At 69.7% G+C, this 19,744-nt stretch carries 17 protein-coding genes; 7 read left to right on the top strand and 10 right to left on the bottom strand.

All coding sequences use genetic code 11. The annotated features are described in order from the left end of the window. Positions 1-61: 61 nt before the first annotated feature. Positions 62-1,141 (bottom strand): BMP family lipoprotein, encoded by a 1,080-nt coding sequence (locus FHS44_RS05935; protein WP_221460345.1) that lies wholly within the window; start codon positions 1,139-1,141, stop codon positions 62-64. 313 nt (positions 1,142-1,454) lie between these two features. After that, complete coding sequence (locus tag FHS44_RS05930) at positions 1,455-2,690, bottom strand: amidohydrolase (RefSeq protein WP_184712828.1); 1,236 nt, start codon at positions 2,688-2,690, stop codon at positions 1,455-1,457. A gap of 767 nt (positions 2,691-3,457) precedes the next feature. On the opposite strand from FHS44_RS05930, the gene FHS44_RS05925 reads away from it, so the two are divergent. Further along, positions 3,458-4,801 (top strand): peptide ligase PGM1-related protein, encoded by a 1,344-nt coding sequence (locus FHS44_RS05925; RefSeq protein WP_312863537.1) that lies wholly within the window; start codon positions 3,458-3,460, stop codon positions 4,799-4,801. Here FHS44_RS05925 and FHS44_RS05920 read toward each other — a convergent pair. Next, entirely contained in the window at positions 4,760-4,978 is a 219-nt protein-coding gene (locus FHS44_RS05920; protein WP_184712826.1) for an SCO4848 family membrane protein, read from the bottom strand. The two genes, FHS44_RS05925 and FHS44_RS05920, sit on opposite strands and share 42 nt — an antisense overlap. A gap of 88 nt (positions 4,979-5,066) precedes the next feature. On the opposite strand from FHS44_RS05920, the gene FHS44_RS05915 reads away from it, so the two are divergent. The 4 genes from FHS44_RS05915 (at position 5,067) to FHS44_RS05900 (ending at position 8,726) form a co-directional block, all read left to right on the top strand. Further along, positions 5,067-6,209, top strand: coding sequence for a D-alanyl-D-alanine carboxypeptidase family protein (locus FHS44_RS05915; protein ID WP_184712825.1), 1,143 nt, complete (start codon positions 5,067-5,069; stop codon positions 6,207-6,209). Between the two features lie 87 nt (positions 6,210-6,296). Then, positions 6,297-7,541, top strand: a complete 1,245-nt coding sequence (locus FHS44_RS05910) for a sensor histidine kinase (RefSeq protein WP_184712824.1) — start codon at positions 6,297-6,299, stop codon at positions 7,539-7,541. Then, positions 7,532-8,173 (top strand): response regulator transcription factor, encoded by a 642-nt coding sequence (locus FHS44_RS05905; protein WP_184712823.1) that lies wholly within the window; start codon positions 7,532-7,534, stop codon positions 8,171-8,173. Before FHS44_RS05910 ends, FHS44_RS05905 begins: the two co-directional genes overlap by 10 nt. 13 nt (positions 8,174-8,186) lie before the next feature. Then, on the top strand, positions 8,187-8,726 hold the full coding sequence (locus FHS44_RS05900) for a hypothetical protein (RefSeq protein WP_184712822.1): 540 nt from the start codon (positions 8,187-8,189) through the stop codon (positions 8,724-8,726). 28 nt (positions 8,727-8,754) lie between these two features. Here FHS44_RS05900 and FHS44_RS05895 read toward each other — a convergent pair whose 3' ends face one another. From FHS44_RS05895 to FHS44_RS05885, 3 genes are all read right to left on the bottom strand, one after another. After that, positions 8,755-9,699 carry a YihY/virulence factor BrkB family protein gene (locus tag FHS44_RS05895; RefSeq protein WP_184712821.1) on the bottom strand — a complete coding sequence of 315 codons (945 nt, stop codon included), beginning with the start codon at positions 9,697-9,699 and terminating at the stop codon, positions 8,755-8,757. 75 nt (positions 9,700-9,774) lie between these two features. After that, the gene (trpS, locus tag FHS44_RS05890; protein ID WP_184712820.1) at positions 9,775-10,779 is read right to left on the bottom strand and encodes a tryptophan--tRNA ligase; all 1,005 of its coding nucleotides are present in this window, start codon (positions 10,777-10,779) and stop codon (positions 9,775-9,777) included. 14 nt (positions 10,780-10,793) lie between these two features. Beyond that, the gene (locus FHS44_RS05885) at positions 10,794-12,107 is read right to left on the bottom strand and encodes a hemolysin family protein (RefSeq protein ID WP_312863536.1); all 1,314 of its coding nucleotides are present in this window, start codon (positions 12,105-12,107) and stop codon (positions 10,794-10,796) included. A gap of 122 nt (positions 12,108-12,229) precedes the next feature. On the opposite strand from FHS44_RS05885, the gene galE reads away from it, so the two are divergent. After that, positions 12,230-13,195, top strand: a complete 966-nt coding sequence (galE, locus tag FHS44_RS05880; protein WP_184712818.1) for a UDP-glucose 4-epimerase GalE — start codon at positions 12,230-12,232, stop codon at positions 13,193-13,195. 319 nt (positions 13,196-13,514) lie between these two features. Here the strand turns inward: galE and FHS44_RS05875 are convergent, their stop codons facing one another. From FHS44_RS05875 to FHS44_RS05865, 3 genes are all read right to left on the bottom strand, one after another. Further along, complete coding sequence (locus FHS44_RS05875) at positions 13,515-14,267, bottom strand: DUF11 domain-containing protein (protein WP_184712817.1); 753 nt, start codon at positions 14,265-14,267, stop codon at positions 13,515-13,517. 237 nt (positions 14,268-14,504) lie between these two features. After that, on the bottom strand, positions 14,505-15,482 hold the full coding sequence (locus FHS44_RS05870; protein WP_184712816.1) for a malate dehydrogenase: 978 nt from the start codon (positions 15,480-15,482) through the stop codon (positions 14,505-14,507). Between the two features lie 41 nt (positions 15,483-15,523). Beyond that, positions 15,524-16,984, bottom strand: a complete 1,461-nt coding sequence (locus tag FHS44_RS05865; RefSeq protein WP_312863535.1) for an MDR family MFS transporter — start codon at positions 16,982-16,984, stop codon at positions 15,524-15,526. Positions 16,985-17,039: 55 nt separating this feature from the next. Here FHS44_RS05865 and FHS44_RS05860 point away from each other — a divergent pair, with 55 nt between their 5' ends. Continuing rightward, on the top strand, positions 17,040-17,576 hold the full coding sequence (locus FHS44_RS05860; RefSeq protein ID WP_184712814.1) for a PadR family transcriptional regulator: 537 nt from the start codon (positions 17,040-17,042) through the stop codon (positions 17,574-17,576). Positions 17,577-17,578: 2 nt separating this feature from the next. Here FHS44_RS05860 and FHS44_RS05855 read toward each other — a convergent pair whose 3' ends face one another. Continuing rightward, entirely contained in the window at positions 17,579-19,573 is a 1,995-nt protein-coding gene (locus tag FHS44_RS05855; protein WP_184712813.1) for a bifunctional serine/threonine-protein kinase/glutamate ABC transporter substrate-binding protein, read from the bottom strand. Positions 19,574-19,744: the final 171 nt, after the last annotated feature.

Below are 19,744 nucleotides of genomic sequence, written 5' to 3'. Positions count from 1 at the left end.
GATGCTGGACGTTACCCAAAGGGCCCGGGGAGGAATCCGCCGGGCCCTTCGAGGTCGTGGATCAGGCGGTCTTGTCGGGGACGGAGATCTCGCCGGAGATGATCTTCTGCTTGAGCTCGTCGAGCTGGGTCTTGATGTCGTCGATCTGGCCGCCGGTGGTCGAGTAGTCGACACCACCCGCCTTGAGGTCGTAGACCGTGTTGCCCGCCTTCACCGAGTTGGAGGTGAAGCTCTTGAGGAAGTCGAAGACGGCGACGTCAACCTTCTTGATCATGGAGGTCATGACCACGCCCTGCACGTCGGCCGCGGCGGTCTTCGCCTGGTCGGAGTCGACGCCGATGGCCAGGCCCTTGGCGGCCTTCGCGGCCTCGAACACGCCGCCGCCGGAGCCGCCCGCGGCGTGGTAGACCACGTCGGCGCCCGCGTCGAACATGCCCTGCGCCGCGGTCTTGCCCTTGGCCGGGTCGTTGAAGCCGGTGAAGTCCGGCGGCTGGGTGAGGTACTTGACGTCGATCTGGATGTCGGGCTTGATCTTCTTCGCCCCGGCGTAGAAGCCCGCCTGGAACTTCTGGATCAGCGGAACCTGGACGCCGCCGACGAAACCGATGTGCTCCTTCTTCGACTTCAGCGCCGCGGCGGCGCCGACGAGGTAGGAGCCCTCGTGCTCGGCGAAGAGCAGGTTGGAGATGTTGGGACCGGTGGCCGCGGCGTCGTCGACGATCGCGAACTTCACCTCGGGGAACTCGGCGGCGACCTTCTTCAGCGAGGCCGAGTAGGCGAAGCCGATGGCGATGACCGGGTTGTAGCCGCCCTGGGCGAGCAGCCTGAGCCGCTCCTCCTTGGCCGCCTCGGTCTCGCCGCTGCCCGCCTCAAGCTCCTTGGTGTCGGCCAGGCTCAGCTCGGTCTTGGCCTTGTCGAGGCCCGCGGCGGCGGCGTCGTTGAAGGACTGGTCGCCCCGCCCGCCGATGTCGTAGGCCAGGCCGACCTTCGGGCCCTTCTCCTGCGGGGCCGCGCTGCTCGCGCCGGCCCCGGGCTTGGCCGACGTCGTCGGCTCCTCGCTTCCCCCGCACGCGGCAGCCCCCATGAGCATGCCTCCCGCGACCACCGCCGCGGCCAGCCTGCCGAATCGGTTCCGAAGCAAGATGGACCCCCTTCGCGTTCAGTGCACGCGCGAGGAGACGCACGGCAACCCTGCACGGAAGATAGTTGGTTGACCATGGTTGGCCAAACCAGCGCACCAGTCCGCAACAGGTCCGTTATGCAGCACACGCCACCTCGTGACCCGCAGGGACGGCCGATCCTACCGAACGGTAGCTTCAGCCGTTGTCACGGTAGCGTCACGGTAGGGCACCGTCTTCCACGCGGACGTCCATGGGTGATCCGTCCGGGTTTTCACCCACTCCGGTCACCGGCGGCCACCCAGACGCCGGTGGCCGGCACCTCTCGGGCGACTCTCAGGCGATGGCCCCCGCCACGTGCTCGCTCGCGCTCGGCCGCTGCCCCTCCCACAGGGCGGTCAGCGCCGTCGCCGCGAGGAAACGCACGCCCGCCGCGATGCAGGTCTCGTCGACGTCGAAGGTGCCCTGGTGGATGTCGCCGGGATGCGGCTCCCCCGGCGTGCGGGTGCCCAGCCTGGCGAAGGCGCCGGGGATCGACTCCAAATACCAGCCGAAGTCCTCACCGCCCAGGCTCTGCTGCGTCGGCTCCGCAGAACCCTCCCCCAGCACGCCACCCGCGGCCTCGGCCAGCATCTGCACGCTGACCTCGTCGTTGACGACCGGCGGCACACCCCTGACGTAGTCCATCCTGGCCTCGATGCCGTAGGCGCCCGCGACGGACTCCAGCAGGGCCTTGATCATGTCGGGGGCCGCGTGCCACGCCTGCTCGTCCAGGCAGCGCACGGTGCCCTCGGCCAGCCCCTCGTCGGGAATGGCGTTGGCCACCGAACCCGCCTCGACCCGGCCCCAGACCAGGCTCAGCGACGAGCGCGGGTCGATCCTGCGCGACAGCGCGGCGGGCAGCTCGGTCAGGACCTTGGCCAGGGCGAAGACCAGGTCGGCGGTCAGGTGCGGCCTGGCCGTGTGCCCGCCGGGACCGCTGACCCTGATGAAGACCTTGTCGCACGCGGAGGTGATCGGCCCCGTCTTGAGCCCCACCTTGCCGACGTCGACCCGGGGGTCGCAGTGCAGGCCGAAGATGCGGTCGACACCGCTGATGCCCCCGGCCGCCATGACCTCAAGCGCGCCACCGGGAAGCTCCTCGGCGGGCTGGAAGATCAACCGGACCCTGCCGGGCAGCAGACCCGCCTCCGCCTGCCTCGCCAGGAAGAGCGAGGTGCCGAGCAGAATCGTGGTGTGCACGTCGTGCCCGCAGGCGTGGCAAACCCCGGGAACCGTCGAGCTGTAGGGGACGTCCTTCTCGTCCGGCACGGGGAGCGCGTCGATGTCGGCCCGCAGCGCGACGGTCGGCCCGTCGCCGCTGCCGACCTCACAGATCAGGCCGGTACCGCGTGGCAGCACCGAGGGCGTGAGACCCGCCGCGATCAGCCGGTCGGCGATGCGCTGGGTCGTCCGGTACTCGGCGAACGCCAGTTCGGGATGCATGTGCAGGTCACGCCGGAAACCGATCAGCTCCTGCTCGGCCTCGGCGAGGAACACATCGAGTTCCCCCCGCAGATTATGCCCCCGCATTGGTCACCGTCCTATCCGCGCCGCCAGCCCTGGGTCCCGACGCACCGTGCCACTGCCCGGAATCACGCGACCCATGGGGCAGCCAGAGAAAAGATCACCGCACCGACGAGCCTGAGGGGGTGCCCAGAGCCGTTCCGGCGCGGACCGATGGACCGCCAGCACGGAAGCGGCAGGCCGGTCAGAGTCCACCGGCGTGTTGACGATGACTTCGACTTTATCTCCCCTCAGACACACCTCGCCGTCATCTCGGCCAAATGTTTTGCCGCCCCATGCTCTCCATTCACATCTCCTGACCCACATGGACCAGGGGTGATGGCTCGGATTGACTATGTCGCTTGGCGCTGCCGGAGGCAGCGCGGGCTTGGGCGCCTGAGGCCAACGCTTTCCCTCGTCGCTCATCCGCTTCGCTCCTTCGCTCCTCAGTCCAAGCGTCGGCGCGCCCAAGCCGAAACTCCTCACTCACAGCGCCGGTACCCCAAACCCCTCAGCCCGGAGCCGAACTGAGGGGTGTCCCCGACCTCTCTTGATCAGGTGCTTCCCGCGTCGAGGGCTCCGCCAGTGTCCATCTCTCGGGGAGTGGCTGGTTTGTGGGGGGTTGAAACGTCGATGGGCTGGCAATTTTCGTGGCTTCAGGTACCAGTCATCGAACCCGACGGAGTGATGCAAACGGGAGTAATGCGTGTTTAACTCCGCTTATGATCACTTGCATCCCGTTCGGGGAGAAGCATTCGGGATTGAGCATCTTCGAACCGGACGAAGGGACCATAGTGATCGTCCCTTCGCTCTCGCTTCCCCAGGACGAACTCCGCAGGATCACCGGGGCCTACTGCTACGAGGAACGCATGCTGTTCTTCCTGCTCACCCTCGGAAGGCCGGGCGTCGAGGTCGTCTACCTCTCCTCCGCGCCGGTGGACCCCGCCACGGTTGACTACTACCTGAGTTTCCTCGACGACCCCGGTGAGGCTCGTTCGCGGCTACATATGATCAATTTGGGTGGTACGGGCTCTGGTCAGCTCACCGAGTCCCTGTTACGGCGCCCCGACCTGCTGGCGCGGATCCGCGCGGTTCTTGGTCGTACGGCTGACGCCTGGATGGTGCCGTTCGTCGTCAGTGAGCACGAGGAACGGCTCTCGGCGCTGTTGAACCTGCCCATCTACGGGCCCGCGACCTCGTTGTCGTCCTTCGGGTCGAAGAGCGGGGGCCGTACGGTCGCCGAGGCGGCCGGGGTGCCGGTGGCGCGGGGCTTCTCCGACCTGCGGTCGCTGAGCGAGGTCGAGCACGCCGCCCGCGCGCTGAATCCCGCCTCCCGGCTGATGGTCAAGCTCAACAACAGCTACTCGGGGCTGGGCAACGCCGTCGTGACCAGGGGTGAGGGGCCGCTCAGCGCGAGTTCGACGAGTTTCTCGGCCCCCGACGAGACGTGGGTGACGTTCGCCGAGAAGATCGCCGAGCGCGGGGCCGTACTCGAAGAGTTCATCGAGGAGCGCCCGCTGCACTCCCCGAGCGCCCTGGCCATGATCACTCCGGGTGGCACCTGTCACGTGATCGCCACGCACGAGCAGATCCTCGGCGGTCAGAATGGCGACGTCTACAAGGGGTGCGTCTTCCCTGCGGCGGCCGACTACCGCGCCGAGGTGCGGGAGTGCGCGGGCCGGATCGCCGGGGCGCTCGCCGAGCGCGGCGTGGTCGGGCTGTTCGGCGTCGACTTCTTCGCCGTCAAGACCGACGCCGGGTACCGCGTGCTGCTGTGCGAGATCAACCTGCGCCTCGGCGGCACCACCCATCCCTTCGGGGCCGCGCTGCTGACCACCGGCGCCGCCTTCGACGGGCACACCGGCACGCTGGTCCGTGACGGCCGCCCCAAGTACTACGTGGCCACGGACAACTGCGCCTCAGACTGTCTGCTCGGCCGTACGCCCGCGGAGATCGTGAAGTTCGTCAACGACAGCGGGCTCGGCTTCGACCGCGACAGCCGTACCGGAAACGTGCTGCATCTGCTCGGCGCGATCCACAGCTACGGCAAGCTCGGCTTCACCAGCATCGGGAACTCCCCGCAGGAGGCGGCCGACCTACACGACAGGACTCTTCGGGCGCTGTGCCAGCCCGCGTAGCCCGATCACGCCGAGGGCGATCCCCAGGAGGATGTTGACCCCGATCAGGACGCCGTGCACGACGTAGAACGCCGTCGGGTGGCCGTCGGCGAGGTTGAAACCGAGGTTTATCCACTCGAAGATCATGAAAACTGCGACGACGATCAGGAAACCGGCGATCTTTCGCGACATTTGCATGAGTTCAGTATTCCGTCGCACCATTCCGCCCCTGATCAGGGCGTCGCGTACATGATGCGAATCGGTACGAAGCTACCCTGTGATCACTATGGGGATCAGACATGTCGCGCCCGTCGGGGTGCTGCTGGCGGCGAGCGCCCTGCTGGGGGTTCCCGCACACGCCGACAACGAGCCGGTCGGCGGCACCACGCACTCCGCGGGGAGCAGGGCGCCCGTCGGCGGCACCGCGCTCGGCAGCCGGGGCATCGTCACCCCCGCCGGGATGAAGGCGCCGCCGAAGACCGCCGCGAAGGCCTACGTGATCGCCGACGCGGAGACCGGGCAGGTGCTCGCCGCCAAGGACCCGCACGGGCGCTACCTCCCGGCGAGCACGCTCAAGACGCTGACCGCGGTCACCCTGATCCCCAAGCTCGACAAGGCCATGAAGGTCAGGCCGAGCAGCCGCGCGGTGAACGAGGAGGGCAGCGCCGTCGGCCTGGTCACCAAGCCCCTCTACACCGTTGACGACCTCTTCAAGGCGTTGCTGCTGGTCTCGGGCAACGACTGCGCGATGGCGCTCGCCGAGGCCAACGGCGGCCTCGACAAGACCCTCAGGGAGATGAACGCCGAGGCCAGGCGGCTGCAGGCCTTCGACACCGTGGCCAAGACGCCGAGCGGCCTCGACAAGCCGGGGCAGAGCAGCTCGGCCTACGACCTGGCGCTGATCGCCCGCGCCGGGCTGGCCAACCGCGACTTCCAGCGCTACACCAGCACGAAGACCGGCAAGTTCCCCGCGCCCAAGGGCTACTACGAGATCGGCAACCACAACAAGCTGCTGTGGCGCTACAAGGGCATGATCGGCGTCAAGAACGGCTGGACGTCCAAGGCCCTGGGCAGCTTCGTCGGCGCGGCCAGGCGGGACGGCCACACGATCATCGTGACGATCATGCGGCACGACGGCTACTTCTGGGACGAGGTGGCCGGGCTGCTCGACTGGGGGTTCGCCGCCAGGGGCAGGGTCACGCCGGTCGGCACGCTCGTCGATCCGCTCCCCGAGGCCGCCCCCACGCCGACCGGCCAGGCCGTACCGAGGACACCCCAGGTGGCGCGCTCGACCACTCCGCGGGCCGACGGCTCACCGGCCGGGGGCGGCGTCTCCCCCGGTGTCTACGCGATCGGCGCGGGCCTGCTCGGCGGCGGTGTCCTGCTGGTGTACGGCCTGCGCAGACGTTCCCGGGGCAGGTCTTCCTGAGCTTCGCCGGGGGTGGGGTTCTCCCTACCTTTTTCCGGGATACCTCGCCCATGTCGTACAGGTACCGCGAGTCCATACCTTTGATGCATGAACGAGCTGCTCACCCCCTGGGACCGGCTCCGGGATCGGGCCCGTGACCACTGGTCGGCGCTCACCTGGCTACGCACCGTCCACGTGGTGGCGGGGTTGCCGATCGCCCTGCTGTCCTCCGGCGTGGTCACCGGCCTGATCGCGGCCTCGGTCGCGCTGGTGTGGACCGTGGTGGTCCCGGTCGCGGCGCTGCTGCTGCTCGCCTGGGCGGTGCCGCTGCTCACCCGCCTGCAGCGGGGCCGCTTCCAGGCCCTCCTCGGGGTGGACATCCCCGGGATCCATCGGCGGTACGGCACCCGCAACCCGCTGAAGTTCCTGGTGCGCGTGGCCCGCGACGGCGGCACGTGGCGGCAGATCGCCTACCACCTGCTGGCGCCGTTGATCGGCGCGGTCGGCTTCCTGGGGGTCGTCTGCGGCTGGGCCGCCTGCCTGGTCGCGATCCCGGTGGCCGTCCGGATCTGGCAGGTCGGCGGCGGATGGTATGCCCTGCTGCCCGCGGGAGCCACGCTGGTGCTGTTCGTCACGGTGCCGTGGGTGGCGCGCGGGGTCACCGCGCTCGACGTGATCGCCGCCGAGGCGCTGCTCGGTCCCAGCAGGAGCGACCTGCTGGCCGAGCGGGTGGAGAGCCTGCGGGAGAGCCGCGCCGAGGTCGTCGACGCGGCGGACGCCGAGCGGCGCCGCCTCGAAAGGGACCTGCACGACGGCGCGCAGCAGCGGCTGGTGTCGCTGGCGATGAACCTGGGCATGGCCCGCACCACCCTTACCGACCTGCCCGCCCCCGCCCACGAGGTGATCGTCCAGGCGCACGAGGAGGCCAAGCAGGCGCTCAAGGAGTTGCGCGACCTGGTGCGCGGCCTGCATCCCGCGGTGCTCAACGACCAGGGCCTGGACGCGGCGCTCTCCGGGGTCGCCGCCCGCGCCCCGGTCCCGGTCACGCTGCGGGTCGAGGTGCCGGAACGGGTCTCCCCGACCATCGAGGCCGTGGCCTTCTTCGTGGTCTCCGAGGCGCTCACCAACATCGCCAAGCACGCGCGGGCCTCCAGGGCAGAGGTCAGGGTGCTGCGCCGTGACCGGCTGCTGCACGTGAGCGTCCACGACGACGGCAGGGGCGGCGCCAGGCAGGACGGCGGCACCGGGCTGCGCGGCCTGGCCCAGCGGGTCGGCTCCGTTGACGGGAGACTGAGCGTCCACAGCCCGGACGGCGGGCCCACGACCATCACTGTGGAGTTGCCATGCGAGTGATCCTGGCCGAGGACTCGGTGCTGCTCAGGGAGGGGCTCGTCCGTCTGCTCGCCGGTGCGGGCATCGAGGTCGTCGCGGCGGTCGCCGACGCCGAGGCGCTGCTGCGCGCAGTCGACGAGCACGTCCCCGACCTCGTCGTCACCGACGTGCGGATGCCGCCCTCGCACACCGACGAGGGGTTGCGCGCGGCGCTCGTGCTGCGCAGGCAGCGTCCCGGGCTGCCGATCCTCGTGCTGTCGCAGTACGTCGAGGAGCGCTACGCCACCCAACTGCTGTCCACCGCGACCAGCGGCGTCGGCTACCTGCTGAAGGACCGGGTCGCCGACGTCACCGAGTTCGTGGACGCGCTGCGCCGGGTCGCCGACGGCGGCACCGCGCTCGACCCCGAGGTGGTCGCCCAGCTCCTGCTGCGCGGGCGCAGCGACCCCCTGGACCGGCTGACCCGCAGGGAGTACGAGGTGCTCGCGCTGATCGCCGAAGGGCGATCCAACGCCGGGATCGCCGAGGCCCTGGTCGTCTCGGAAAGCGCCGTCGGCAAGCACATCAACAACATCTTCACCAAGCTCGACCTCTCCGGCGCGGACAAGGACCACCGCAGGGTGCTCGCCGTACTGCGGTTCTTGAAGATCTGAGGAAGGACACGGCATGCGAACCGGTGTCAGGACCGGCTGGATCGTCGGCGGCGGGGCGCTCAGCGTCGCCCTTGTGCTCGCGCTCGCCATCGCGGTCTGGAGCGAGATCGAACTGCCCCGCGCCTACGACTTCGCCTATCCCGGCTCCTACGGCTCCTCCCTCGTCGAAAGCCAGGAGTCGTCGGACGGCAGGGACACGAGGGTCTACTCGCTGGCCGCGCCCTGGGTCATCGTCGACGTGTCCGGCCCGGTCGGGGTCAGCGTCACGCCGGGTACGGCGGGCAGGCTCACGGTCGAGCGGAAGGTCACCCCGGTCCTGGGCTCCCACATGATGCGGGAGACGTGGGAGAAGGGCAAGACGCTGCGGGTCAGCCTCGACTGTCCCGGCGGCGGCCCGCCCTGGGAGCCCCTGTCGCCCTGCCGGGCCGACTACGCACTGGGGGTGCCACCCGGCGTCAAGGTGGTGGTCGTGACCGACTCCGGGACCGTACCGTGCCCGCTCACCCCGGCGGCGCGGACGGTCTGCCGCGCCCCGGACGCCGAGGCGGACTGAGCCCTCAACTGAGCCCTCAACTGAGCCCTCAGGGGGACTCCTTGCCCAGGGCGCCCATGTCGGGGATGGGGGTCGGGTCGGGCGGCGGGCCGAGTCTGGAGGTCTCCGTCCAGGCGGCGGCGTAGAGGATCACCCTGGCGGAGAGGTTGATCCAGATCAGCAAGCCGACCATCACCGCGAAGACGCCGTAGATGGGGTTGTTGAGGGTCCGCGACAGGATCAGCGCGGCGAGCTGCTTCAGCAGGCCGAAGCCGACCGCGCCCAGCAGCGCGCCCCGCACGACCACCTTGAACGGCTGCCGCGACCGGCCCATCCAGCGCAGGATGATCACGAAGAGGACGGTGTCGGCGAGCAGGCTCACCGCCAGGCCGAACAGCCACAGCGTCCAGCTCCCCGCGATCGACCTGGACAGGCCGACCTGCTCCGCGACGAACCCGCCCGCCTGGGTGGCGACCCCGCCGACCAGCACGGAGGCGATCATCGTGATGCCCACGAAGACGAAGGCGGCCAGGTCCCTGAGCTTGGCCAGGAAGAAGTTGAGCTGGGGTTCGGCGGTCATCGACATCTCACGGAGCGCGGCACGCAGCGCGTCGATAGCGCCGAGCCCCGCGTAGAGCAGACCGAACAGACCGATGACCCCGGCGCTGCCCCGGGAGTCGGCGATCTCCTTGATCGGCAACTGGTCGGCCAGCCCGGGGAGGTACTGGTTGATGGCCGTCTGCAACGTCGTGATGGCGTCGGGCCGTACAGAGAGGAAGTAACCGAAGACCGCGAAGGCCAGCGCGATGATCGGAAAGAACGACAGGAAGGCGAAGTAGGTCACCGATCCGGCCAGCCGGTCACCCGACTGGAGCTGGTAACGCTGCACGGTTCTGATCAGGTGGTCGAACCAGGGCCACCTGATCCGCTCGGAGGTGATCGCCGCCTTGCCCCGCTCGCGGATCGCGACGATCCGCTCTTGCACGCTTGTCACGCGCGGTCACCTACCCAAATACCGCCGGGCCGTACGTACGACTTCAATCGGGCGTACGGCCCGCGGTGGGAGGCGTCAGACGGTGGGCAGGAACCCCACCCGGTCGCGGACCTTGGCCATGGTCTCGGCGGCGACCGCGCGGGCCCGGGCCGCGCCGACGGCGAGCATCCGGTCGAGCCCGTCCTCGTCGGCGAGCAGCTTCTCGGTGCGCTCCCTGATCGGCGTGAAGGTCTCGACGACGGCCTCGGCGACCTCCTTCTTGAACGTGCCGTAGCCCTGTCCCGCGTAGCGGGCCTCAAGCTCGGGGATCGGCGTGCCGGTCAGGGCCGACTGGATGCGCAGCAGGTTGGTGACGCCCGGCTTGTTCTCGTCGTCGGCGAGGACCTCGGAACCGGTGTCCGTGACGGCGCGCATGACCTTCTTGCGCAGCGGCCCCGGCTGTTCGAGCAGGTCGAGGATGCCCGCGGGCGAGGAGGACGACTTGGACATCTTCGCCGTCGGGTCCTGCAGGTCGGTGATCTTCTCGACGTCCTTGACGATGTACGGCTTGGGCAGCGTGAAGGTCTCGCCGAAGCGGTGGTTGAAACGCTGGGCCAGGTCGCGGGTGAGTTCGAGGTGCTGCTTCTGGTCGGCGCCGACCGGGACCTGGTCGGCCTGGTAGAGCAGGATGTCGGCCGCCTGCAGGATGGGGTAGGTGAACAGGCCGACGCTGGCCGAGCCCTCGCCGTACCGGGCCGACTTGTCCTTGAACTGGGTCATCCTGGCCGCCTCGCCCATGCCGGTGAGGCAGATCAGCACCCAGGCCAGCTCGGTGTGCTCGCGGACGTGGCTCTGCACGAAGACCGTGGAGCGCTCGGGGTCGAGGCCCGCGGCGAAGAGCTGGGCGGCGGCGATCCTGCTGCGCCTGCGCAGGTCCTCCGGCTGGTAGTCCACCGTGATCGCGTGCAGGTCGACGACGCAGTAGAAGGCGTCGAAACCCTCCTGCATGGCGACGTACTGACGCACCGCACCGAGGTAGTTGCCCAGGTGGAAGGAGTCTGCGGTGGGCTGGATTCCGGAGAGGACACGGGGACTGGCCATAGCAGGTAATTGTGTCAGCTGTCCGGAGTGTTCGGTGCGTCAGACGCGGGGGCGCGGTGTTTTATCCGGACTCTTGACACTCTGCGGCCGTCCATTCCCGTCACGGAAAGCTCGAACCCGGGAACCTCGACGCGCTCTCCCATCGCGGGCAGGTGTCCCAGGGCCGCCATGACGAACCCGGCGAGCGTCTCGTACGGTCCCTCGGGGAGCCGGATGCCGGTCTCGGCCTCGACCACGTCGAGGTTGGCCAGGCCGTCCAGTTCGGCCTCCCCGGCGGGCAGCGCGGCCCGTTTGTCCTGAATGTCGTGCTCGTCGCGGATGTCGCCGACCAGCTCCTCGACAAGGTCCTCCAGCGTGACGATTCCCGCGGTGCCGCCGTACTCGTCGATCACGATCGCCAGGTGGTGGCCCTCGTCGCGCATCTCCGTCAGCGTCGTCAGGACCCGCTTGCTGGTGGGGACGAGCTTGACCGGGCGGATCGGCACCAGCTCGCTGATCGGCTCGATGGAGCCGGTGAGCACCGGGTCCAGCAGGTCCCTGATGTGCACGAAGCCCACGACGTTGTCGTAGGAGTCGCGGTAGACGGGGAAGCGGGAGTGCGGCATCGCCGCGGCCAGCACCGCGGCCTCGGCGAGCGGGGTGTCGGCCGCCATGAACTCGACCTCGGTGCGCGGCAGCATCACCTCGCGGAGCTGGCGCTTGGCCGCGGCGAAGACCTCCCCGATCAGGTCGCGCTCGTCCTGGGTCAGCTCCTGGTGGCCGACGACCATGTCGCGCAGTTCCTCGGTCGTGATCTCCTCGCGGTCGGCCTCGGGGTCGCCGCCCAGCATCCTGACCACGAGGTCGGTCGAGGTGGACAGCGCCCAGATGAGCGGGCGCGACAGCGCGGCCACCCGGTCGAGGAAGGGCGCGACCAGCAGCGAGATGCCCTCGGCCCGCTGCCTGGCGATCCGCTTGGGCACCAGTTCGCCGAGCACCAGCGAGAAGTAGGAGATCACCAGCGTCACCAGCACCAGGGCCAGCGGGGCGACCACCGCCTGGGGCACCCCCCAGCCCGCGACGACCGGCTGGAACTCCCTGGCGAGGGTGTCGGCGCCGAAGGCCGCCGAGAGCATGGTCGCCACGGTCACGCCGATCTGGACCGCCGACAGGAAGCGGTTCGGGTCGTGGGCGAGACTGGCGGCCCTGGCCCCCCTGCGTCCCCGGGTTTCGAGCCTGCGCACCTGGCTCTCCCTGAGGGAGACCATCGCCATCTCCGCCGCCGCGAAGAACCCCCCGATCAGGATGAAGACCAGGACCAGGGACGCGTTCGCCAGGACGCTGTTCACGAGATTGTCTCCGTCATGGCCGCCGTCCGTTCCGACTGTGGCCGATATTTGAGGTGCAAGCATATGCTGGCACCGTCCTCACAAAAGTAAACACATTTCCACACCATCAAACAGGAGGTCTTGTGAAGCTGCTGGTCACCGGCGGTGCCGGATACATCGGGAGCGTCGTGGCGGCGCAGCTCGTCGAGGCGGGCCACGAGGTCGTCGTGCTCGACGACCTCTCCACCGGCCACGCCGACGCGGTCCCCCCCGGCGCCCGGTTCGTCCACGGCTCGATCACCGACGCCTCCGGCGTGCTGACCGGCGTTGACGGTGTCCTGCACTTCGCGGCGAAGTCGCTGGTCGGCGAGTCCGTCGAGCGGCCCGGCCTGTACTGGGGACACAACCTCGGCGGCACCCTCGCCCTCCTCGACGCCATGCGGACCGCCGGGGTCGGCAGGATCGTCTTCTCCTCCACCGCCGCGACGTACGGCGAGCCGGAGCGCTCCCCCATCCTGGAGACCGACCCGACCCGGCCGACCAACCCCTACGGCGCCTCCAAACTCGCGGTGGACACCGCCCTGACCACCTTCACCGGTCTGTACGGCCTGGCAGCGGTGAGCCTGCGGTACTTCAATGTGGGCGGCGCCTACACCGCGCGGGACGGGCGGACCTACCGTGAACGGCACACCGTGGAGACCCACCTGATCCCTAACGTCCTCGCCGTCGCACTCGGCGGGCGCGAGACGGTCAGCCTGTTCGGCACGGACTACCCCACCCCCGACGGGACATGCGTACGCGACTACATCCACGTCGCCGACCTGGCCAGGGCACACCTGCTGGCCCTCGACGCCTGCTCCCCCGGCGAGCACGGCATCTACAACCTGGGCAGCGGCACCGGCTTCTCGGTGCGCGAGGTCATCTCGGTCTGCCGCGAGGTCACCGGCCACCCGATCCCCGCCGTAGAACTCGACCGCCGCCCCGGCGACCCCGCGACCCTCGTCGCCTCCTCAGAGAAAATCCAGCAAACCCTAGGCTGGAAGCCCGACCACCCCACCCTCAAGGACATAGTCACCGACGCCTGGACCGCCCTGCGCACCCCAGAGTGAAGAGTTTGGGTTTGGGGTACCGGCGCCAAGTGTGAGGAGTGTCCGGCTTGGGCGCGCCGACGCTTGGACTGAGGAGCGAAGGAGCGAAGCGGATGAGTGACGAGGGAAAGCGTTGGCCTGAGGCGCCCAAGCCCGCGACGCCGCCAGGCGTCGCAAAGGAACACGGCTTGGGCGCGTCGGTGAGCTGGACTGAGGAGTGACGGAGCGAAGCGGAGGAACGACGAGGGAAGTCACCGACTTCAGGCGCCCAAGCCCGCGCCGCCGAAGGCGGCGCAAAGCAAGCACAGCGCAAGACTTGCGGCGCCGCAGGCGCCGCACATCAGCGCAAGCTGATGCGCGCCATGTTGTTGGCTGGGCGTCTGTCGCCTATATGTGAGGAGTACACCGTCGCCCTGGCCTTGGGGGCCTTCTTCCTGGCGCGGAAGGCGAGTCTGAGGCTGATTCGTCTGCCTGAGCCGACCGCGCCCAGCGCGCAGCCCACGTAGCCCGCGTAGGAGTGGCAGCGCGCGCCCCGCGCCGACAGGAAGCGGGCCTTGACGGTGCGCAGGAAGACGGCGGCGTCCCTCACGGTCCTGGGGCCGCGGTTGCGGACCACGGCGTCCATCGTCACCAGGCGGCCCTGCCTGGCCTTGCGTGCCAGCCGTACGGCCAGGTCGGCGCCCTCGTCGAGCGGGGTCGTGAGGCGGGCCGAGTTGTTGGTCTCGTCGGCGTCGACCACCTCGGAGGTGAGCGTCGCGGTCGCGGTCAGCGGGCCGTGCGCGCCTGTCCTGACGATGCCGCTGACGGTCATCCCGCCGTCGGTCCCAGCCAGGACGTCCTGCTGGGAGGGGCAGACCACCTCGCTGGTCGTCCTGCCCGGCAGGCACTCGGCGACGTTGACGCTGAGGACGTCCACGCCGTGCGGGAGCCGTACGACGAGGAGGGGCAGCACCGCGTCCTCGGGGCCCGCGTTGTGCACCTCGACCCGGTAGGACAGTGGTTGCCCTGGTTGTGCGACCCCGGGCAGGGCGCGGATCCGCACCGACAGGTCCGCTCCACCGGGTCTTGCTCCCCCGTCATCCGCCCGCGCCACCCCTGGTACTCCAAAGGCCGTGAAAAGAGCAGAACCAACTACTGCGGCGACAAAACGTGCCGCACCATGCGCTGTGAACACCGATCCCCCGAACGTCAGTGGTCATTCAACGCCGAGACACCCTCCGGGGGCATGCGACACGCCGCCCGCCGACCCTCTGGAGACCTGAACCGGTTCACCTGCGAGAACGCGAGAGGGGGCCCCGGCCGACCGGGACCCCCTCTCGTGTGCGGAAGCTCAGATGAGGCCGAGTTCGCGTACGGCGGCGCGCTCCTCCTCAAGCTCGCGCACCGAGGCGTCGATGCGCTCGCGGGAGAAGGCGTCGATCTCCAGGCCCTGGATGATCTCCCACTTACCGTCGCGGGAGGCGACCGGGAAGGAGGAGATGAGGCCCTCGGGCACGCCGTAGGAGCCGTCGGAGGGGATGGCGGCGGAGGTCCACTCGGTGCCGTTGACCCAGTCGTAGACGTGGTCGATGGCGGCGTTGGCGGCGGAGGCGGCGGAGGAGGCACCCCGGGCCTCGATGATCGCGGCGCCACGCTTGGCGACGGTCGGGATGAACGTGTCGCGCAGCCAGGCGTCGTCCACCTGCTCGGCGGCGATCTTGCCACCGACCTCGGCGTGGAACAGGTCGGGGTACTGCGTGGCGGAGTGGTTGCCCCAGATCGTCATCTTCCTGACCTCGGAGACCGGGACCTGGAGCTTGGCGGCGAGCTGGGACAGCGCGCGGTTGTGGTCGAGGCGGGTCATCGCGGTGAAGCGCTCGGCCGGGACGTCGGGGGCGTGCTGCTGGGCGATGAGGGCGTTGGTGTTGGCCGGGTTGCCCACGACCAGCACGCGGATGTCGTCGGCCGCGTTGTCGTTGATGGCCTTGCCCTGCGGGCCGAAGATGCCGCCGTTGGCCTGCAGCAGGTCACCGCGCTCCATACCCGCCGTGCGGGGGCGGGCGCCGACCAGCAGGGCGACGCTGGTGCCGTCGAACGCCTTGTTGGCGTCGTCGGTGACCTCGATGCCGCTCAGCAGCGGGAAGGCGCAGTCGTCGAGCTCCATCGCGGTGCCCGCGGCTGCCTTGACCGCCTGCGGGATCTCCAGCAGGCTCAGCTTGACCGGGACGTCTGCGCCCAGCAACTGGCCCGACGCGATGCGGAACAGCAACGCGTAGCCGATCTGACCGGCGGCGCCGGTGACGGTGACCTTTACGGGAGTCTGGGCCATGACCTTCCCCTACTCGTAGGATGAATTGCGACGTTCGGATGTTACCCGTCGATGGTCGCCGACCTCGCGGCGAGTACCTTGATCCGGCCCGAGGGCAGTGCGATCAGGGCGACGAGCGCCACCACGGCCCCGCTGACGGCGAGCCAGGGGACGACGTTCGCGGTGGCGGCGGCGTGTGCCGCGCCCAGTCCGCGCACGGGCGCCTCCTGCCTGATGACCGAGGCGTAGAGCGTTCCGGCCAGGGCCAGGGCGACCGAGCCGCCGATCTGCCGGAAGAAGGTCAGGTTGGCGCTGGCGGTGCCGATGAACCTGGGCGGGACCGAGTACTGCACGGCGACGGTAAGGCCCGACAGCATCGGCCCCATGCCGAGGCCGAGCAGCGCCATCCACCCGGCGAGCAGGACGCCTGAGGTCCCGGCGGTGATCCCGGAGAACAGCAGGGCCCCGGCCGCGATGAGGACCGCCCCGCAGATCAGCCACGGCCGGTAGCGCATGGTCCTGGTGATGAGCGCGCCGGTGACGGCGCTGCCCACGACCATCCCGAGCATGAGCGGGTAGATGCGCAGGCCCGACTCGGTCGCGCTCAGGCCGACGGACTCCTGGAAGTAGCGCGGCAGGAAGACCACCCCGGCGTACAGGCAGAACGCGCTGAAGAAGGAGGCGGTGTTGGCCAGGGCGTAGGTGCGGAGGCGGAACAGTTCGAGCGGGATGATCGGCGCCGCCGCCCGGCTCTCGACGAGGACGAACAGCGCCAGCAGCGCGACGGAGGCCAGGATGGGCCACAGCACGGGGGCGCTGGTCCAGGTGTGCCCGTCGATCCCCTTCTCGGTCAGGCCGAGGAGCAGCGCGCTGATCGCCACGCTGAAGACCGCGATGCCGAGGTAGTCGGGACGCGTGCCCCGCCCCTGGCCCGCGGCGTGCGGCAGCCTGGCGACGATGATCGCGATCAGGGCGACGCCGATGGGCAGGTTGACGAAGAAGGCCCAGCGCCAGCTCGCCTGGTCGGTGAACACCCCGCCGAGGAAGGGTCCGGCGATGTAGCTCAGCGCCATCACCCCGCCGAGGGCACCCTGCACCCGGCCGCTCTTGCCGGGCGGGAACAGGTCGGCGACCAGCGCGAGCGACAGCGGGAGCAGCGCCCCCGCCCCCAGACCCTGCAGCGCGCGGAAGGCGATGAGCTGGGTCATGTCCTGTGCCACGCCGCACAGCGCGGAGCCGACCAGGAAGACCGCGATGCCGACCAGCAGCAGGGGCTTGCGCCCGTAGGTGTCCGACAGCCTGCCGTACAGCGGGACGGTGATCGTCGAGGTCAGCAGGTAGGCGGTGACGACCCAGGTGTACAGGTTCGAGCCGCCGAGCTCCTGGGTGATCCGGGGCAGCGCCGTACCCACGATCGTCTGGTCGAGCATCGCCAGGAACATGCCGCCGAGTACGGCGAGCAGCAACAACCCGTTCTTCGCGGAACGGGTCTCAACGGGAGGATTCAATACGTCTGTAGACACATGTCGATGATGACGTGTCACTTTTGACATGTCAACGCGTAGTTAAGATGAGGCCATGTCTCTCCGGATCGCGCTCCTCGGCCTGCTGACCGCCGCGGGTCCCTCAAGCGGCTACGACCTGACGAAGCTCTTCGAGAGCTCGATCAACAACGCCTGGCAGGCAAGACACAGCCAGATCTATCCGGAGCTGAACAAGATGGCCGCCGAGGGGCTGGTCACGGTCGAGGAGGCCGGACCGCGCGGCAGGAAGACCTACGAGATCACCGAGGAGGGGTCGGCGGAGCTGCGCGCGTGGATGCTGGACGAGCAGCCCGCACGCATGCACCGCAGCGAGGCGGCGCTGCGCGCCTTCCTGCTGCCCACGATCGAACCGCACGAGGCCGTCGCGCTGCTGCGCGAGCAGGCCGAGGTGCACGCCGCGAAACTGGCCAAACTTGAGGACATCCGCGCCAGGCGGTCGGAGAACTCCGCCTGGCGCAAGCCCACCTTCGGGCGCTACGCCCTGGACCTGGGCATCCGGCAGACCCGCCTGCTGCGCGACTGGGCCGAGGAGACCGCCGCCGAGATCGAGAGGTCGGCCGGGCAGGGCTGACCTCAGCCGCACCCGGCCATCGTGGGAACGGTGTCCTCCCTGGTGGGGAAGTCCACCCTGGAGAAGTGCCGGTCGAGCAGCCTGCCGATCGTGCCGTCGCCGTAGAGGCTCACGATCGCACCCTGGACCGCCCTGCAGGTGCGCTCGTCGCCCTTCTTGACGGCAACCGCGTAGCGCTCGTCGGTGAGCTTGAGCCCGACCACCTTGTAACGGATGCTCTCCCGGTCGGCGAAGCCCGCGAGCACCAGGTCGTCGCCGGGGATCGCGTCCACCTTTCCGGCCTGCAGCAGGTTCATGCACTCGGTGTAGGTGTTCGCCGCGACCAGGTCCAGCCGCTTGACCACGCCCTGGAGGTCGCCGACCGAGGCGCTCGCCCCCGGCTGGCAGATCCTGCGGCCTTCGAGGTCGGCGGCGGAGTCGATCGCCGAGCCGCCCTTGACGAGCACGTCCACGTGCGCCACGTAGTACGGCCCGGCGAAGGTGACGTCGTCCGCCTTGTTGATCGCGTAGGTCGAGACGACCAGGTCGATCTCCCCGGAGGCCAGCAGCCTGGGCCGTTCCTCCCGGGAGGTGCCCCTGAAGGTGATCCCGCTCGCGGGCACGCCGAGCTCCTTGGCGATCGCGGTCGCCAGGTCAACCTCGAAGCCCTGCCAGGCGCCGTCGTTGTTCAGCGCGATGCCGGGCAGGAAGTCACGCATGCCGATGGTCAGTTTGTGGGTGCTCGCGGCCTTGTCCACGACCGAGGAGAAGCTCTTCGTGGACTTGCCCGGGGTGACCGGCGGCAGGCTCGCCTGCCGTACCCCCGTGCCGAACGCGGGCCGCCAGCCCGAGACGTAGGCGGCCACGCCCGCCCCCGCGACCAGCAGGACGACGACGGCCGCGGCGATCCAGCGCCCCCGCGAACGCCGCCGGGGAGCCGGGAGCGGAGGCTGGCTCGCGACAGTCCCCTGCCAGCTCGGCGGATAGACGTCCGGCGGGCGCTCGGCATACCCCGGGTGCTGGCCGTACGGCACCGCCTGGGGGCGCGGGGGCTGGGGTGGCGGGATCGCCGGGGAGGTCTGGGAGCGCGGGATCCTGACCGTGGGCGGCTGCTCGCGGACCGGCATCCTGATCGGGCTGGTCTCGTCGTCGGGGCCCGCGACCTGCGCCCCCTCGTTGAGCACCGCGGGCGAGGCGTTGACGGTCTCCGGGTGGCCGAGCAGCCGCAGCAGGATCTGGTCGGCGGAGGGACGCTCGTCGGGCGCCTTGGACAGCGCCGCGCCGACCACGCCGCGCAGCGGCTCTGGCAGGGCGTCGATGTCGACCTCGTGGTTGAGGATGCGGTTGAGCACCACCGCGATCGAGCCGCCCGCGAAGGCCGTCTCCCCCGTCGCGGCGAAGGCGATGGTCGCCCCCCAGGCGAAGACGTCCGTGTGCGGGCCGACGTCGCCGCCGGAGACCTGCTCGGGGGCCATGTAGGCGGGGGTACCGATGGCCCTGCTGGTGATCGTGCCGGTCGAGTCGATGACGCGGGCGATGCCGAAGTCCACGACCCGGGGGCCGTCTGCGGCGATGAGCACGTTGTCCGGTTTGAAGTCGCGGTGCACGATCGCGGCCTGGTGGATGGCGGTCAGGGCGGTCGCGGTGCCGACCGCGAGCCGCTGCAGGGCGGTGCCGCGCAGTGGCCCCTCGGCCTCGACGACCTCCCGCAGGGACCTGCCCTCGATGTACTCGCTCGCGATGTAGGGGGTGTCGCCGTCCAGATCGACGTCGATCACGCCCGCCGTACAGAAGGAGGCGACCCTGCGGGCGGCGCGCGCCTCCCTGGCGAAGCGGGACCTGGCGATCGTGTCGCCGGAGAACTTCACGTGCAGCAGCTTGATCGCCGCACGCTCCCCCTCCGCGGTCTCGCCCAGGTAGACGATCCCCTGGCCGCCCTCCCCGATGCGGCCGACAATGCGGAACTGCCCGAGCTGGCGCGGTTCCCCCGCCTCCAGCGGCGCGATCTGCGGCATCATCGTCCTCACGATCCGGTGACTCCCCGACCAGCCAAACTTTACGACCCCGCGCCCCCCATCTCCGTCCTGTACGGCCCGCAGCGGGTTTTCTGGACATGCCGACCTGCCCGATTACCGACAAACCACCCCAAGATGGCGCGCCACGCGCTTAGATCGCTACCGTTGACCGTT

The organism is Streptosporangium saharense (assembly GCF_014203715.1).
Lineage (GTDB): Bacteria > Actinomycetota > Actinomycetes > Streptosporangiales > Streptosporangiaceae > Streptosporangium > Streptosporangium saharense.
This window is presented reverse-complemented; position numbering and strand designations above follow the sequence as displayed.